Here is a 15,818-nt window from a genome sequence, read left to right as displayed (position 1 = left end):
ACCGAGTACCGTGGCGACATGGCCCTCGAGCACGCACTACTGGTATCGCTGACCGAGCGCGCCGGTTCGGGCTACGAGCTGGCGCGCCGGTTCGACAAGTCCATCGGCTACTTCTGGAGCGCGACGCACCAGCAGATCTACCGCGTGCTCAAGCGCATGGAGGAATCCGGCTGGCTGGACAGTGAATCGGTGACCCAGGAGGGCAAGCCGGACAAGAAGGTCTACTCGGTGAACGAGGCGGGCCGCGCCGAGCTGGCCCGCTGGATCGCCGAGCCCTCCGATACCGACCTCCCCCGCGGCGAACTCGGCGTCAAGATCCGCGGCGCGGCCTACGGCGACCTGGACGCGCTGTGCGCGGAGGTGGCAAGGCACCGCGACCAGCACGCCCAGCGGCTCGAGGTCTATCGGCTGATCGAGAAGAAGGACTTCGCCGCGCCGGATCAGCTCTCCGGCACGGCACTGCACCAGTACCTGGTCCTGCGCGGCGGCATCCGCGTCGAGGTCGGGTTCGTCGAATGGTGCGACGAAGTACTGCAAGCACTGCGACCGGGCGCGTCAGCCCCGCATCCGGATCCGATGGAGAAAGGCCAGGCATGAGTTCCTTCCCCCACCTTTTCGAGCCGCTCGACCTCGGCTTCACCACCCTGCGCAACCGCGTGGTCATGGGGTCGATGCACACCGGCCTGGAGGACCGCGCCTGGGACACCAACAAGCTGGCCGCCTACTTCGCCGAGCGGGCCCGCGGCGGTGTCGGGCTGATCATCACCGGCGGTTACGCGCCCAACCGCACCGGCTGGCTGCTGCCCTTCGGCGCCAAGCTGACCAACAAGACCGAGGCCTACCGCCACCGCGCGATCACCAAGGCGGTGCACGCCGAGGGCGGCAAGATCGCCATCCAGATCCTGCACGCGGGCCGCTACTCCTACATGCCCGGCAGCGTCTCGGCGTCCTCGATCAAGGCCCCCATCAACCCTTTCCGGCCACGCGCTCTTTCCGCCCGCGGCATCGAGCAGACCATCGACGACTACGCGCGCTGCGCGAAGCTCGCCCAGTTCGCCGGGTACGACGGCTGCGAGATCATGGGTGGTGAAGGCTATTTCATCAACCAGTTCCTCGCGCCGCGCACCAACAAGCGCACCGACAAGTGGGGCGGATCGGCCGAGAACCGGCGCAGGCTCCCACTGGAGATCGTGCGCCGGGTCCGCGCCGCGGTGGGGCCGGACTTCATCATCGTGTTCCGGCTGTCGATGGCCGAACTGGTGGAGAAGGGTCAGACCTTCGACGAGATCGTCACGCTCGCCAAGGAATTGGAGCGCGCTGGCGTCACCATCATCAACACCGACATCGGCTGGCACGAGGCGCGGGTGCCCACCATCGTCACCTCGGTGCCGCGGGCGGCCTTCGTCGAGTTCACCGCGAAGATCACCAACCAGGTGAACATTCCGGTCTGCGCGTCGAACCGCATCAACATGCCCGAGATCGCCGAGGAGATCCTGACTCGCGGTGACGCGCAACTGGTTTCGCTGGCCCGCCCGTTCCTCACCGATCCGGAATGGGTGAACAAGGCCGCGCAGGACCGCGTCGACGAGATCAACACCTGCATCGCATGCAACCAGGCCTGCCTGGACCACGCGTTCCAGCACAAGACGGTGTCCTGCCTGCTCAACCCGCGCGCCGGACACGAGACCGAGCTGAAGCTGCTGCCGACGCGGCGCAGCAAGCGCATCGCCGTGGTCGGCGCGGGACCGGCCGGGCTCTCGGCCGCGGTGAATCTCGCCGAACGCGGCCACCGCGTCGACCTTTTCGAGGCCGACGACAAGATCGGCGGCCAGTTCGACATCGCCCGGCGGATTCCCGGCAAGGAGGAGTTCGACGAATCGATCCGGTACTACCGCAGGATGATCGAGGTACGCGGCGTTCACCTGCACCTGAACAAGCGGGTCACCGCCGACGAGCTCGTCGCGGGCCGCTACGACGAGGTGGTGCTCGCCACCGGCGTGCGGCCGCGAATTCCCAACATTCCGGGCATCGACCACCCGATGGTGCTCTCCTACGCCGAACTGGTGCGCGAGGAGAAGCCGGTGGGCAAGCGCGTCGCCGTGATCGGCGCGGGCGGCATCGGTTACGACGTCAGCGAATTCCTCACCGTCGAGGGGCACCCCGCGCTCAAGCTGGACGAGTGGAAAGAGGAGTGGGGCGTCGACGCCGACGACGAGCAGGCGCCCGGCCAGCTCACCACGCCCAAGCCCTCCCCCGCTGCCCGCGATGTCGTTCTGCTGCAACGCAAGTCGTCGTCGTTCGGCAAGAACCTCGGCAAGACCTCCGGCTGGGTGCACCGCGCCGCGCTGAAGGCCAAGGGCGTCGAGCAGATCGGCGGTGTGAACTACGAGCGCATCGACGACAACGGGTTGCACATCAGCTTCGGCGAGAAACGCGAACGCCCGCAACTGATTCCGGTGGACAATGTGGTCGTCTGCGCGGGTCAGGAGTCGGTGCGTGAGCTGGTCGAGCCGCTGCGCGCCGCGGGAATCACCCCGCACCTGATCGGCGGCGCCGAACTCGCCGCCGAACTCGATGCCAAGCGCGCGATCGATCAGGGCACCCGCCTGGCGGCCCGGCTCTGAGTGGCTCGCTAGCATCGCTCAGGTGAGCCTGCCCTCCCCCACCTCCGAGAACCGCGCCGTCGTCACCGGAGCCTCCTCCGGCATCGGCACCGCGCTGGCCGCCGAACTGGCCGGACGCGGCCATTCGCTGATCCTGGTCGCCCGCCGCGGCGACCTGCTGAACGAGCTCGCGCAGCGGCTCACCCTGGCGCACGGCATCACCGCCGAGGTGCGCGCGGTCGACCTGTCCGATCGCGCGCAACGCGGCCCGCTGGTCGAGGAGTTGTCCGCGCGCAACATCTCGATCCTGTGCAACAACGCGGGCATCGCGACGTTCGGCCCGGTCGCGCAGCTGGACCTGGAGTACGAGCGCGCGCAGATGGAGCTCAACGCCGTCGCCGTGCACGATCTGACCCTGGCCGTGCTGCCCGGCATGATCGCGCGCGGCGCCGGTGGCATCCTGATCAGCGGGTCGGCCGCGGGCAACATGCCGATCCCGAACAACGCCACCTACGCCGCGAGCAAGGCGTTCGCCAACACCTTCTGCGAATCGCTGCGCGGTGAGCTGAAGGATTCGGGCGTGCACGTCACCCTGCTGGCGCCTGGCCCGGTGCGCACCGAACTGCCCGACCCGGCCGAGGCCTCGATCGTCGACCGCATGGTGCCCGACTTCATGTGGGTGTCTTCGGAGTACACCGCGAAGGTCTCCATCGACGCGCTCGCCCGCAACAAGATGCGCGTCGTCCCCGGCCTGATCAGCAAGGGCATGAGCGTCGCGGGCCAGTACGGCCCGCGCGCCCTCACCGCGCCGATCGCGGGTGCCTTCTATCGCAAGCTCGGCGGCTGATCAGCCCTTAGCTTCCGCGATGAACTTGATCAGTTCACCGACGGTGGAGAAGGCCTCGATCCCCGCGCTCGGCAGCTCGATGTCGTACTCGTTCTCGATCGCCTGGATGGCCAGCTCCTGGCGGTAGGCGCTGCTGTCCATGTCGAGGATGTTGGTGGCGGGCTTGATGCCGTCCGCGTCGGCCAGGTTTGCCTTCAGCAGCGCGATGACTCGCTCTTCGATGGTCGCCATGTTGATCATGTTGTCATAGCGATCACGCATCGACCGGTGGAACCGCGAGGTGTTTCCCCGCCACCCGGTTCCGCGAGCCGTCGTCCCGCACGAACCGGTGTGAGCTGGGATAATGCCATGCCCGGGTGGGTGTCAGTGGGGTGTCAGGAACGGAGGGGCGGCCGTCAAAGAGGTGTAAGGGACGCGTTCGGGGCGGTCTGGGAGGCGTAGTCCTGGCATCGACCCCGCAGTTCGGAGAAAGCGGGGACGCACCCAGGAGAACACTGTGACGCTGCTCGAAATCTTCCCGTCGCTGCGGTCGGGGATGCCTTCGCGGCTCGATCCGGCGGTGTGGCCACGGGACACGCACTACGACAGCGAAGGCCGGATCACGGTCGGCGGTGTGGCCTTGGCCGACATCGCCGACGAGTACGGGACGGCCACCTACGTGTTGGACGAACAGGAGGTCCGGTCGCGGTGCCGCGCCTACCGGCGGGCGTTTCCCCAGGCGGAGATCATCTACGCGGGCAAGGCGCTGATGATCCGCGCGGTCGCCGAGTGGGTCTCCCAGGAGGGGCTCTCGGTAGACGTGTGCTCGGCGGGTGAGCTCGCCATCGCGTTGTCGGCCGGTGTGGACCCGGAGCGAATCATCTTGCACGGCAACGGCAAATCCTGTGACGAATTGCGCACCGCGGTGCGCTGCGGTGTCGGCCGGATCGTGGTCGACTCGCTCACCGAGATCACGCTGCTCTCCGCCCTGGCCACCACGCGGCAACGGGTGCTGGTGCGGCTCTCGCCCGGCATCGACGTGCACGGCCATCCCGCGGTCAAGACCGGCGTCGTCGATCAGAAGTTCGGCTTCCCGCTCGGCAGCGACCTGGCCGCCGAGGCGGTCGAGCGCATTCTGCGCAGGACGAACCTGGAGCTGGTCGGCTTCCACTGCCATCTCGGGTCGCAGATCCACAACCCCGATTACTACGGGGAGGCGGTCCGCAGGATGATCGGCGAAATGGCGCGGGTCCGGCAGGACCACGGGCACATCCTCACCGAACTCGACCTGGGCGGCGGGCACGCGGTCGCGTACCGCGGCGGTGATGCCGAGATGAATCTGACCGAGCTGTCCGAGATCCTCGAGGACGCCCTCGACGCGGGCTGCGCCCGGCACCACTTCCCGCGGCCGCGCATCGCGGTGGAGCCGGGCCGCGCGATCGTGGCGCGCGCCGGCGTGACGCTGTACCGGGTGCTCTCGGTGAAGCACATCGAGGGCGGGCACACCTACGTCACCGTCGACGGCGGCATGAGCGACAACCCGCGGGTCGCGCTGTACGGCGCGCGCTACGAAGTGGTGCTCGCCAACCGCCACCCGTGCGGGCCGCACATGACCGCCACCATCGCGGGCCGCCACTGCGAGGCGGGCGACGTCCTCGCCGTCGACGTCCGGCTGCCCGCCGACCTGCGCCCCGGCGAGATCATCGCGGTCCCGTGCACCGGCGCCTACCACCACAGCCTGGCCAGCACCTACAACAGCGTCGGCCGCCCGCCGGTCGTGGCGGTCCGCGACGGCCGCGCCAGAACCCTCGTCCGCCGGGAGACGATCGACGACCTCATGGCGCGCGAAGTGGGAGTCTGAGGGCGGCCACGGCGACCTCGAATGGGTATTCGACGAACGCCGCGACCGGGCGACGAGCGACGAGCGACGAGCGACGAGCGACGAGCGACGAGCGACGAGCGACGAGCGACGAATACTAATCGCGGTGCGGCGCACAGTGAAGGGTTTGCGATCATGCCGACACCGGGCGCGAAAACCCTTGACGCACAGCATGGTTGCGGAGCAAGACTGAGGGCATGAGCGACAGCGAGGTCACCTACATCGACGTGTTCGAACTGCCCGAATCCGCGATCGATGGGCTCGTCGACAACTGGCGGGCCCGCGCCGAGCAGCTGCGACAGTCCCCTGGATTCCGCGACGGACGTCTGCACCGAACCGTGCGACCGGACACGCGCTTCCCATTGATCACCGTCGCGCACTGGGACAGCCCAGAACTCCTCGAAGCCGCGCGCTCTACCGCCGACTGGCGCACGGCCGACGACCGAATCCCGACCGAAGCACGAGCCGGCGCGGCCGCCTACCGGACAGTCCTCGACTACGGACCGGCCGCCGAACGCGATCTCGACGGCCCCGGCGTCACCTTCGTCAACGTCTTCGAGATCGCACCCGAAACAGTCACGGAGTTCGCCGAGGGCTGGGGCGAACGTGCCCGAATGATGCGGACCGCACCGGGTTTTCGCGCGGTACGTCTCCACCGCGCGCTGTCGGAGCAGGCTCGCTTCCAACTCGTGAACGTCGCCCAGTGGGACAGCCTGGAGGCGTGGCAGGCGGCGGCCGGAAACTCGGCGATGCGCACCGCGACCGACACCGCCCGCATACACGCGACGCCCAACACGGGCATCTACCGCGTCGCCGTCGAATTCGCCTGAGTACAGCCCTTCGCGTCGATTATTCGTCGAGGAGACTGCGTTGACCGTCCCAGCGGACCCAGCACGGTGCGAAGATGCTGCCCCACATCGTTTCTCGCACGCGACCGCTCAGCGGCGGCGGCGCGTCCCGAACAGGGTGCGGCTGATCTCGCGGCCCGCCGCGGATGCCGCCGAGCGGAGGAAGCTCTTCACCGCCGGGTTCTTCATGATGCGTTCGGCGGCGGACTCTTCCTCTTGGCGCGGGGAGCGGCCGGGTACCGGGGCGGCTTCCGGTTGTTCCGGTTCGGCCGCGGCGAGTTTCGCGGTGAGCATCTCGTAGGCGGACTCGCGGTCGATGGTCCGGCCGTACTTGGTGGCGAGCGCGCTGGAGAGCGCTTGGGACTTGATCGCGTCCTCGCCGATGGTGTCCATCAGCGAACGCGGCGGCTGAATCCTGGTCCACGCCACGGGCGTCGGGGCACCGGTCTCGGAGAGAACGGTCACCACGGCCTCGCCGGTGCCGAGCGAGGTCAGCGCCTTCTCCAGGTCGTAGGTCGAGGTCTTCGGGTAGGTGCGGACCGTCTTGGACAGCGCCTTCTGGTCGTCGGGGGTGAACGCGCGCAGCGCGTGCTGGACGCGCGCGCCGAGCTGTGAGAGCACCTGGTTCGGGATGTCGGTGGGCAGCTGCGTGCAGAAGAACACGCCGACACCCTTCGAGCGGATCAGTTTGACCGTCTGCTCGACCTGGTCCACGAACGCCTTCGAGGCGTTGGCGAACAGCAGGTGCGCCTCGTCGAAGATGAACACCAGCTTGGGCTCCTCGACATCGCCGACCTCGGGCAGCGTCTGGAACAGATCGGCGAGCACCCACATCAGGAACGTGGAGAACATCACCGGCCGCGCCGCCTGCGCTCCGAGTTCGAAGAGCGTGATCACACCTCGACCGTCCGAGACTCGGACCAGATCCGCCGGATCGAGCTCGGGCTCGCCGAAGAACGTGTCGCCGCCGTCGGCCTCCAGGTTGACCAGCGCGCGCAGGATCACGCCCGCGGTCTGCGCCGAGACACCACCGATGCCCTTCAGGTCCGCCTTGCCTTCGGGGCTGGTCAGGTGGGTGATGACCGCGCGGAGGTCTTTGAGATCCAGCAGCGCGAGGCCCTGCTGGTCGGCCCAGTGGAAGATCAGCCCGAGGGTCGATTCCTGCGTTTCGTTGAGTTCCAGGACCTTGCTGAGCAGCACCGGGCCGAACGAGGTGATGGTGGCCCGGATCGGCACACCGATCCCGCCGGTGCCCAGCGACACGAACTCCGTCGGGAAGCCGCTTGGCGCCCAGTCCCGCGCGCCGGTGTCCCGCGCCCTGGCGCTGATCTTGTCGTCGGCCTCGCCAGGACGGCTCAGCCCGGATAGATCGCCCTTGATGTCGGCGAGTACCACCGGGACGCCCGCCCGCGAGAGTTGTTCGGCGATGCCTTGCAGCGTCTTGGTCTTTCCGGTGCCGGTGGCGCCCGCGACCAAGCCGTGCCGGTTCATCGTGCGCATCGGAATCCGTACCCGCGCGGTGGGATCCACGGCGCCGTCCACGACCACGGTGCCCAGTTCCAGCGCCGCGCCGTCGAAGGCGTAGCCCGCGGCGATCTCCTGTGCGGCGGAGCTCGCGTCGGCGGCCCCGGCTGGTCGATGCTCGGCCAACTCGCGCTCGGCGGCTTCGGCGGCGGCCGCCGCTTCCGCCGCGACTCGCGCCGCTTCGTCGGCGGCCTTGCGCGCCGCGGCCGCCTTCTCCTCGGGAGTGGTCATCGCACGTCCTCCGTCTGTCGAACCGAAAACGCTCATGGGCCCAGCAGGGCGTCGTCCGCCGACAGCCCGCATGGCGAAGGCGAACGTACGCCTGGAAACGAAGGCGGAGGTACGCCTTTGCCGATGCCGAAACTGTATCCCCGGCGAGGGTGTTCCGCCGCTGCATACCCGTGGTCGCGTCGCCGACACCGCCGTGTGCGCAAGCCGACACCCCCGCACGGAAGCCGGTCGTGGCACTCGGCGCGGGCGGCACACAGCCCTGTGCGGAGGCCCACACCGTAGCGGCGCAAACCCGCACCGGCGGCGCGCGCGAGCGAACGCGCTTGTTCGCTGAGGTCGCCAAAGAGGATGCCAGTAAGGTTGCCGGAGTGTCCGACAAACTTGTGGTGTGGATGGATTGCGAGATGACCGGCCTGCGCCTGGACAGCGACAAGCTGATCGAGGTGGCCGCGCTCGTGACCGACAGCGACCTCAACATTCTCGGTGACGGTGTCGACATCGTCATCCACGCCGATGACGAGGCGCTGGCCGCGATGCCCCCGGTGGTCGCCGACATGCACGAGCGCTCCGGTCTGACCGAAGAGGTGCGTCGCTCCACCGTCACCCTCGCCGAGGCCGAGCAGCAGGTACTCGACTACATCCGCGCCTACGCCCCCACCGCGGGAACGGTTCCGCTGGCGGGTAACTCGATCGCCACCGACCGCGGCTTCATCGCCCGCGACATGCCCGCGCTGGACAGCCATCTGCACTACCGGATGATCGATGTGAGCTCCATCAAAGAGCTGTGCCGCCGCTGGTATCCGCGCATCTATTTCGGCCAGCCGGAGAAGGGCCTGACCCACCGCGCCCTCGCCGACATCAAAGAGTCCATCCGCGAGCTCGAGTACTACCGGCGGACCGCGTTCGTCGCGCCGCCCGGGCCCTCCAGCACGGAGATCGCCACGGTCGCCGCCGAGCTCAGCGGTACGGCCAAGCCCGCGGGTACGGTGCCGCGCAACGGCGCGCTGGAAGCCGATTAGGGAATCGCGGGGGTGGCACGCTAGTATCTAGCGCGCCGGTAGTTACCGGCGATGGTGAGTGTAGTTCAGTTGGTAGAGCACCAGGTTGTGATCCTGGCTGTCGCGGGTTCGAGTCCCGTCACTCACCCCACGCGATATGCGCGAGTCCGATGGGCTCGCGCATTTCGCGTTTCCGGGGTGGTTTGCCCGAAACGTGTTGTGAAACGCCAATGGTGCAAAATGTGGCCCGGATCTCCCCTCCCGGCCGTACACTGCGGCAGCAGGGTGTGCCGCGGTGGCATCACCCGGTCCGGGAGAAAGAAAGCACTACGTGAAGCGTTCCGCCGTTCTCGCAGCCCTAGTCGGCGCCACCTTGCTCGGCGGGTCCGGAGGCACCGCCTCGGCGGCGCGCGAGGCGACCCCGATCGACCTGCCCGCCGACACCGGATCCGCGGGCATCACCAGCGGCTCCGCGCACAGCACCGGCTCCTCGGGCGGCGCGACAACCACCGGCTCGACCGGCACCGGCTCCGGTCCCGAGCTGGAGAGGATCATTTTCGGCGGACCGTTGCTCTGTGCCGCCGTCGGCAGCGCGTTCAACGCCAACCTCACCTGCGCGGGCACCCCGGGGCCGAACATCCCCTGAGCCCACCGACGACAAAGGCCCCCGGCACTCGCCGGGGGCCTTTGCGTTGCCGCTCAGGGACTTTCGTCCGTCATCCGACGTCCGCGTTGCCCGCCTTCCACTCCGACCACGGAATGTTCCAGTCACCGAGGCCGTCGGTGCCGGACAGCGTGCCGCCCACGGTGTTCTTGATGATCGTGATGTCACCGCGCTTGGCGAAGTTGTACACCCACTGCGCATTCGCCGGACTCAGGTTCAGGCAGCCGTGGCTGGCGTTCGAGTAACCCTGCTGAGCCACCGACCACGGGGCCGAGTGGAAGAAGATGCCGCTGTAGGAGATTCGGGTCGCGAAGTCGACCGGCGTGCGGTAGCCGTCCGCGGAGTTTACCGCGACGCCGTAGGTCGAGGAGTCCATGATGATCTTCTCGTGCTTGTCCGCGACGATGTAGATGCCGTTGTCGGTGGGCGTGCTGTCCTTGCCCATCGAGGTCGGCATGGTGCGAATCACCTGACCGTTCTGCTCGACCGTCACCTGGTGGGTGTCGTCGTCCGCGGTGAAGATCACAGCGTCGCCGATGATGAAGTGCGAGGTGATGTTGTCCTGGCCGTACAGCCCGTTGCCGAGGTTCTTGCCGTAGACGTTCACCTGGATGTCGACCCGGGTGCCCGGCGCCCAGAAATGCTCTGGCCGCCAACGGACCTCGCGGTTGTTCACCCAGTAGAACGCGCCCTCCACCGGCGGGTTCGTCGTGATCTTGATCGCATCCTGGGCCGCCTTGCGGTCCGGGATGTTCTCGTCGAACTGAATCGCCACCGGCTGACCGATGCCGACGACCTCACCCTCCCCCGGGATCAGATACGGCTTGGTCTGGTTGTTCGGCGAGCTCGTGGTGAAGCTCAGCGTGGTGGTGTTGGCGCCGCCGAGGCCGATGGCGTCGGCGGTCAGCCGGTAGGTCTTGCCGTAGCCGAGCACCTCGGCGGTCTCCCAGGTGCGGCCGTCGGCGGCGAGATTGCCCGCGACCGGCTTGCCCTGCTGGTTGACCAAAGTCACATTGGTGAACCTGCCGTCGTCGACCTTGAAAGTCATAGGGACACCGGGTGATACGCCTTTGTCGCCGTCTTTGACGGGAGCGAGCAGCTTCGGCTTGATCAGTTCGGTGATCGGGTTCCGGTCGATGGCGACCGCCGCGTCCGCACTACCGGACGAGGGCGAGCACGCCGACGATCCCAATGCGATCACGGCGAGCAATACCAAAGGTCCGCTGAGTATTCGTATCGACCGCCGCCGACCTCGACCAATGCGCATAATCAACCCCGTTTCAAGTCTCGGCGCCGTCCAGACACGCGCCGATGGCTTCGGATCCAACCGACGAAAGAAGCTCAACCCACCGCGCCGGCGGGATCGGTCGAGACCGCGTCCTAACATTCTGCCAGTCCGGTCTGACCGATCCAACGCGAACTACACGCGCAACGGGCCGAGTTCCACCGGATAGATCCCCGCGAGAGCCCCCGGTGTTAACACCCGTCGCCGACCCAACAAAACGGCCCTTCACCAGGCGATTTCACTTCTTCGGTCCCGGCCTGTTAATCTTTGTCCCGCACCGGAACACGGAGCAGGCGCCATTAGCTCAATTGGCAGAGCAGCTGACTCTTAATCAGCGGGTTCGGGGTTCGAGTCCCTGATGGCGCACAGTACAGACCGTGCCTAGCTTCCAGTCACGATTGGACAAGGGCACGGTCTTTTCGTGTCCGAATCGTCGCTCGGCGATCACCTCTACGATGGTAACGACGCCGTGACCTGAGCGGTCGGACCGGCCTCGAACAGGGCCGATCGAGGCTTGTAAACCTCGATTAGACGCAGGTCACTGTATCAATTTTGTGACCTAGCGCACAACGCGTTTAAACGCGAATAGCCTGGTAGATAGCGTTTCGGTAACGAGGCCTCGGTCGTTCCAAGATCGGCAGCATCTATCATTCAGGTCTCGTTCACCTTCCGTTAACCTTCCGTGACCATTCTGCAATCAGGTCGCAAAGAGACCTGAGGTTTGGTTAGACCGAGATGTTGTCTACACGCATTCGGAAAACGACCGGACGGACCTGAGCTAGGTCCAGCGTGGTCGCGAGTGCGGATCGGCAATGGATCCCGATCACCCGCCTTACGCCTATCGCTCCACTGTTGTGGAGTTCCGCGCGACGCCGCGGCCCGGGCCAGAGATGCCCGGTACCCGCCCCGCCGCGTTCCGGGGACCGGAGTGTCCCCCACAACCAAATCCACAACAGCACATCGACTTTTCTCGGCGAGCGCCACGAGCGTCCGCCGCCGGATCCGCGCTGCCCGAGTGCGGCCGGAACCCCCTGTCCCCGAACAAGGAACCGATTCAGAAATGCCTGACAGACGCCTTTCCACCCTGCGCCGCACCACCCTGCGCGAGGGCCTGACCTTCGCCGTGGCCGCGGCTGGCATCGTGGCCGTCGCCGCCTCGTCGGCGGTGTCGGTGGCCGACGACAGCGTTCCGGCCCGCGTCGCCGTGGTCGCCGAGCAGCAGCCCGCGGCCGCCCCCGCTCCCGTCGCCGAAGCCGCGCCTGTCGCCGAGGTGGCGCCCGCCCCGGCTCCCGAGGCCGCCGCTGTCCCGGCGCCGATGCCCGCACCCGCGCCGGAGCCCGTTCCCGCGCCGATGCCCGCCCCGGCTCCGGCTCCGGCCCCGCCGGTGTACGAGAACAACCTGGACGGCTGGATCCGTCAGGCCCTCGACATCATGGCCGCCAACAACATTCCTGGCTCCTACGAGGGCATCCACCGCAACATCCTGCGCGAGTCCAGCGGCAACCCGCAGGCCATCAACCTGTGGGACTCCAACGCCGCCGCGGGCATCCCGTCCAAGGGCCTGCTCCAGGTCATCGACCCGACCTTCGCGGCCTACCACGTGGCGGGCACCCCGTTCGACGTCTGGGATCCGGTGGCCAACATCGTCGCGGCCTGCAACTACGCCGCGCACCGCTACGGCAGCATGGACAACGTGAACAGCGCGTACTGATCCGTCTCCAGCACGACGAACGCCCCGCCTCCGGTCACCACGACCGGGTGCGGGGCGTTCGTCGTAGGATGCCCCGGTGGCCGATTACGCGCACTCCGACGCGTCGGTCAGCCGAAGGGCCGAGAAGGCCCGCCGCTTGGCCGTCTATCTCTGGGACCGCGATATCAGCGGCGCCGAACTGCGCGACATGTCCGCCGCGACTCGCCGCAAGCTGGCCCGCGCCGCCGAAACGAATCCGCCGAGCACCGACGAGACCTGGCTGGTCGTCGCCCGGCTGCTCGACGAGAAGAACGCGTGGGCCGCGCGCAACCCCGGCCATGCGTCGGCGGCTCGCGCGCACGTGGACGAGAAGTTGCTGTGGGTGAAGCCGCCGATCACGCCGTGGTCGTAGCGGTCACACCGCGAGATCGGTCACGCTCTCCGCACCGGCGCTGACCTTGTCCGACAGCGAACGCAGCGCCCGCGCCTCCGCCTCGGTCATCGGATCGATGAAGACCCGCCGGACCAGATCCACGTGATTGGGCGCGGCGTGCTCGAGCGCGGTCCGGCCCGCAGCCGTCAGCTCGACGACGATCCCGCGCGCGTCCTCTTCCGACGGCCGCCGCTCGACCAACCCGCGCGCCGCCATCCTGGCCAGGTGCTTGGACAACCTGCTCTTCTCCCAGCACACCTCGGCGGCGAGTTCTTTGGCCCGCAGGCGGCCCTGCGGCGCAGCGGAGAGCGGAACGAGCAGTTCGTAGTCGGCCAGGGAGAGTCCGTCGCGGGCCAGCCCGGCCATGATCGCCGCGTCCATCCGCTGGCGCAGCCGGATGTAGGCCTGCCAGGTCTCCTGCTCGTCGTCGCTCAGCCATCGCGCCACGGGAATGATCCTAAACCTCGCTTGGTTGACATGGACACCAACCGGCCGAGGCCGGTCACCCGCACAGGAGGTGCTTCCCATGCCCGCCATCGCCGTCGACAACATCCTGGTGCTGCCGCGCCTGCCCCGCCCCGACGAGACCATGCGTGAACGTCCGGTCCGGCAGGTCGTCACCGCGCACAAGCAACGCGAAGGCGCGGGCTTCGAGGTGACGCGGCCGTTCCCCAGCCTCGACCTGCGCTCCGCCGACCCGTTCATCCTGCTCGACCAGATGGGTCCGGTGACCTACGAACCGCACGAGGCCAAGGGCGCGCCGTGGCATCCGCACCGCGGCTTCGAGACCGTTACCTACATGCTCGACGGCACCATGGTGCATCACGACTCGAACGGTGGCGGCGGCGTCATCAGTGAGGGCGACACGCAGTGGATGACCGCGGGCTCCGGCATCCTGCACGACGAGGTGCCGCCCGAGGAACTGGTGGTCGCGGGCGGTCTGTTCCACGGCGTGCAGCTGTGGGTGAATCTGCCGCGAGCCATGAAGTTCGCCGCGCCGCGCTATCAGGATCTGCGCGGCAGCGAACTGACGCTGGTCAGCTCGCACGACGGCGGCGCGCTCGTGCGGCTGATCGCGGGCGAGGTCGGCGGATTCACCGGTCCCGGATCGACTTACACGCCGATCGCCTACGCGCACGCCTCGATCAGCCCCGGCGGCCGTCTGGAAACGCCATGGCCGCAGCACTTCTCGGCGATGGCCTATGTGCTCGCTGGCAGCGGGACGGTCGGCGCCGAGCGCAGGCCGATCGGGGCGGGTCAGCTCGCGGTGTTCGGACCCGGCGATTCGATTTCGGTCGACGCGGATTCGAAGCAGCACGATCACCCCGGCGATCTGGAGGTGCTACTGCTCGGCGGGCAACCCATCCGCGAACCCGTCGTTCAGTACGGCCCCTTCGTCATGAACAGCCGCGCGGAGATCATTCAGGCGATAGAGGACTTCCAGTCGGGACGGATGGGCAACATCCCGGCAGAGCACCTGTCCGGCACCCGGCCGAACCGCTGAGCCGGGCCGCCCTATAGCCCCTAATGGCCCTAATTCGGGTGACGCGCGGTTGACAACTGGGCGGCCCCTCGCAACAGTGGGTGCGGCGTCGCTCGTCAAGGCGCCCATCCACCGCAGCACACACAGAGGAATACATGAACGTTCGCCGGCTTACCGTCAGCGCCGCCGTCGCTGGACTGACCATCCTCGCGGCGCCCGCCGCCCTGGCCGCCGCCCCGACCGGTTCCTCCGGAACCGGCTCCTCCGCCATCGACACCGGTTCCGCCGCGACCGGTTCGGCGGGCGTGTCCCAGACCGGCTCGGCCGGTGGCGCCTTCGCCAACTGCGACGACGCCCGCGCGGCGGGTCGCGCTCCGATCTTCCGCGGCGAGCCGGGCTTCGGCCCGCACCTGGATCCCGACGGCGACGGATTCGCCTGCCCGACGGTCTGATACCGCCGATAAACGAAGAACACCCGGTGTGGCCGTGCCGCACCGGGTGTTTTCGTCTGCCGGGAAACTCAGCGGAAGAGCTTCACAAGCACCAGGCCGACGACCAGCGCACCCGCGCCGATCAGGCTGTACTTGACCTTGGGTTCGTTCAGCTTGGCGACGACAATGCTCTTGGTGTCGTCCGCGATCCGCTGCGGATCGGCGCGCACGGCGATCTCGTCCAGAGTGCTCGCCAGCCGGGTGCGGGCGGCCTCGATCTCCCGCTCGATCCGCTCGGTGTCCTTCGCCACGTATGTCCTCCTGTCGATGGGCGTGCCGCCGGGCGCGAACCGGGCCGTGAACCACGTTCCCACCGGCCGTTCGCGAGTCACCAGGGCTCGCGGACGAGTGTATCCGTCCGGCCGATGGGCGTTCGGTTACCGTGCAGGACGTGACCAACCAACGACTCTCCCCCGGCGATACCGCCCCCGCGTTCACGCTGCCCGACGCCGACGGCAAGGAGGTCTCGCTCGCCGACTACCGGGGCCGCAAGGTGATCGTCTACTTCTACCCCGCCGCGAGCACCCCCGGCTGCACCAAGCAGGCCTGCGATTTCCGCGACAACCTGGCCGAACTGAACGACGTGGGCATCGACGTCCTCGGCATCTCCCCGGACAAGCCTGCCAAGCTGGCCAAGTTCCGCGACGCCGAAGGACTGACCTTCCCGCTGCTGTCCGACCCGGACCGCGCGGTGCTCACCGCGTGGGGCGCCTTCGGCGAGAAGACGATGTACGGCAAGACCGTCACCGGCGTCATCCGTTCCACCTTCCTGGTGGACGAGCAGGGCAAGATCGAGGTCGCGCAGTACAACGTGCGCGCCACCGGCCACGTCGCCAAGCTGCGCCGCGACCTGTCGGTCTGAG

Annotated in this window: 17 protein-coding genes and 2 tRNA genes; 14 read left to right on the top strand and 5 right to left on the bottom strand. The window is 67.9% G+C overall.

The window, feature by feature from the left end; translation table 11 throughout:
* Positions 1-18: 18 nt before the first annotated feature.
* Genes CRP45_RS15310 through cmrA form a run of 3 tightly spaced genes read left to right on the top strand, consistent with a single transcriptional unit; the run spans position 19 to position 3,450 of the window.
* Positions 19-597 carry a PadR family transcriptional regulator gene (locus CRP45_RS15310; protein WP_097245641.1) on the top strand — a complete coding sequence of 193 codons (579 nt, stop codon included), beginning with the start codon at positions 19-21 and terminating at the stop codon, positions 595-597.
* On the top strand, positions 594-2,624 hold the full coding sequence (locus CRP45_RS15305) for an NADPH-dependent 2,4-dienoyl-CoA reductase (RefSeq protein ID WP_097245640.1): 2,031 nt from the start codon (positions 594-596) through the stop codon (positions 2,622-2,624). Before CRP45_RS15310 ends, CRP45_RS15305 begins: the two co-directional genes overlap by 4 nt.
* 22 nt (positions 2,625-2,646) lie before the next feature.
* Complete coding sequence (gene cmrA, locus CRP45_RS15300; RefSeq protein WP_067788668.1) at positions 2,647-3,450, top strand: mycolate reductase; 804 nt, start codon at positions 2,647-2,649, stop codon at positions 3,448-3,450.
* Here cmrA and CRP45_RS15295 read toward each other — a convergent pair whose 3' ends face one another.
* A complete protein-coding gene (locus tag CRP45_RS15295; RefSeq protein WP_143861440.1) occupies positions 3,451-3,681 on the bottom strand; it encodes an acyl carrier protein in 231 nt (76 codons plus the stop codon).
* Between the two features lie 265 nt (positions 3,682-3,946).
* Here CRP45_RS15295 and lysA point away from each other — a divergent pair, with 265 nt between their 5' ends.
* Positions 3,947-5,290 carry a diaminopimelate decarboxylase gene (lysA, locus tag CRP45_RS15290; RefSeq protein ID WP_097245639.1) on the top strand — a complete coding sequence of 448 codons (1,344 nt, stop codon included), beginning with the start codon at positions 3,947-3,949 and terminating at the stop codon, positions 5,288-5,290.
* A 215-nt stretch (positions 5,291-5,505) separates the two neighbouring features.
* On the top strand, positions 5,506-6,138 hold the full coding sequence (locus CRP45_RS15285; RefSeq protein WP_097245638.1) for an antibiotic biosynthesis monooxygenase family protein: 633 nt from the start codon (positions 5,506-5,508) through the stop codon (positions 6,136-6,138).
* Between the two features lie 108 nt (positions 6,139-6,246).
* Here the strand turns inward: CRP45_RS15285 and CRP45_RS15280 are convergent, their stop codons facing one another.
* Positions 6,247-7,911 (bottom strand): helicase HerA-like domain-containing protein, encoded by a 1,665-nt coding sequence (locus tag CRP45_RS15280; RefSeq protein ID WP_097245637.1) that lies wholly within the window; start codon positions 7,909-7,911, stop codon positions 6,247-6,249.
* A 368-nt stretch (positions 7,912-8,279) separates the two neighbouring features.
* Here CRP45_RS15280 and orn point away from each other — a divergent pair, with 368 nt between their 5' ends.
* The 3 genes from orn to CRP45_RS15265 all read left to right on the top strand — a co-directional run bounded on the left by orn (position 8,280) and on the right by CRP45_RS15265 (position 9,555).
* Entirely contained in the window at positions 8,280-8,930 is a 651-nt protein-coding gene (gene orn / locus CRP45_RS15275) for an oligoribonuclease (protein WP_097246091.1), read from the top strand.
* A 54-nt stretch (positions 8,931-8,984) separates the two neighbouring features.
* Positions 8,985-9,060 (top strand) — tRNA-His (locus tag CRP45_RS15270).
* Between the two features lie 180 nt (positions 9,061-9,240).
* Positions 9,241-9,555 (top strand): hypothetical protein, encoded by a 315-nt coding sequence (locus tag CRP45_RS15265; RefSeq protein ID WP_067788679.1) that lies wholly within the window; start codon positions 9,241-9,243, stop codon positions 9,553-9,555.
* A gap of 70 nt (positions 9,556-9,625) precedes the next feature.
* On the opposite strand, the gene CRP45_RS15260 is transcribed toward CRP45_RS15265, so the two are convergent.
* Positions 9,626-10,840 carry a L,D-transpeptidase gene (locus CRP45_RS15260; RefSeq protein ID WP_097245636.1) on the bottom strand — a complete coding sequence of 405 codons (1,215 nt, stop codon included), beginning with the start codon at positions 10,838-10,840 and terminating at the stop codon, positions 9,626-9,628.
* Positions 10,841-11,151: 311 nt separating this feature from the next.
* Here CRP45_RS15260 and CRP45_RS15255 point away from each other — a divergent pair.
* From CRP45_RS15255 to CRP45_RS15245, 3 genes are all read left to right on the top strand, one after another.
* Positions 11,152-11,224: transfer RNA gene (locus tag CRP45_RS15255), tRNA-Lys, on the top strand.
* 694 nt (positions 11,225-11,918) lie between these two features.
* Positions 11,919-12,569 carry a transglycosylase SLT domain-containing protein gene (locus CRP45_RS15250; RefSeq protein WP_097245635.1) on the top strand — a complete coding sequence of 217 codons (651 nt, stop codon included), beginning with the start codon at positions 11,919-11,921 and terminating at the stop codon, positions 12,567-12,569.
* A gap of 76 nt (positions 12,570-12,645) precedes the next feature.
* Positions 12,646-12,960, top strand: a complete 315-nt coding sequence (locus CRP45_RS15245; RefSeq protein WP_097245634.1) for a hypothetical protein — start codon at positions 12,646-12,648, stop codon at positions 12,958-12,960.
* Between the two features lie 3 nt (positions 12,961-12,963).
* Here the strand turns inward: CRP45_RS15245 and CRP45_RS15240 are convergent, their stop codons facing one another.
* Positions 12,964-13,428, bottom strand: a complete 465-nt coding sequence (locus tag CRP45_RS15240; protein ID WP_067788685.1) for a MarR family winged helix-turn-helix transcriptional regulator — start codon at positions 13,426-13,428, stop codon at positions 12,964-12,966.
* A 79-nt stretch (positions 13,429-13,507) separates the two neighbouring features.
* Between CRP45_RS15240 and CRP45_RS15235 the strand changes: the two genes are divergently transcribed.
* Positions 13,508-14,485, top strand: coding sequence for a pirin family protein (locus CRP45_RS15235; RefSeq protein WP_097245633.1), 978 nt, complete (start codon positions 13,508-13,510; stop codon positions 14,483-14,485).
* A 134-nt stretch (positions 14,486-14,619) separates the two neighbouring features.
* Positions 14,620-14,916: an excalibur calcium-binding domain-containing protein gene (locus CRP45_RS15230; protein ID WP_067788688.1), complete on the top strand. Its 297-nt coding sequence runs from the start codon at positions 14,620-14,622 to the stop codon at positions 14,914-14,916.
* A gap of 68 nt (positions 14,917-14,984) precedes the next feature.
* Here the strand turns inward: CRP45_RS15230 and CRP45_RS15225 are convergent, their stop codons facing one another.
* Positions 14,985-15,206 carry a DUF3618 domain-containing protein gene (locus CRP45_RS15225; RefSeq protein WP_097246090.1) on the bottom strand — a complete coding sequence of 74 codons (222 nt, stop codon included), beginning with the start codon at positions 15,204-15,206 and terminating at the stop codon, positions 14,985-14,987.
* Between the two features lie 140 nt (positions 15,207-15,346).
* Here CRP45_RS15225 and bcp point away from each other — a divergent pair, with 140 nt between their 5' ends.
* The gene (gene bcp / locus CRP45_RS15220; protein ID WP_097246089.1) at positions 15,347-15,817 is read left to right on the top strand and encodes a thioredoxin-dependent thiol peroxidase; all 471 of its coding nucleotides are present in this window, start codon (positions 15,347-15,349) and stop codon (positions 15,815-15,817) included.
* Position 15,818 lies beyond the last annotated feature (1 nt).

Source organism: Nocardia amikacinitolerans (assembly GCF_900215415.1).
GTDB classification, from domain to species: domain Bacteria; phylum Actinomycetota; class Actinomycetes; order Mycobacteriales; family Mycobacteriaceae; genus Nocardia; species Nocardia amikacinitolerans.
This window is presented reverse-complemented; position numbering and strand designations above follow the sequence as displayed.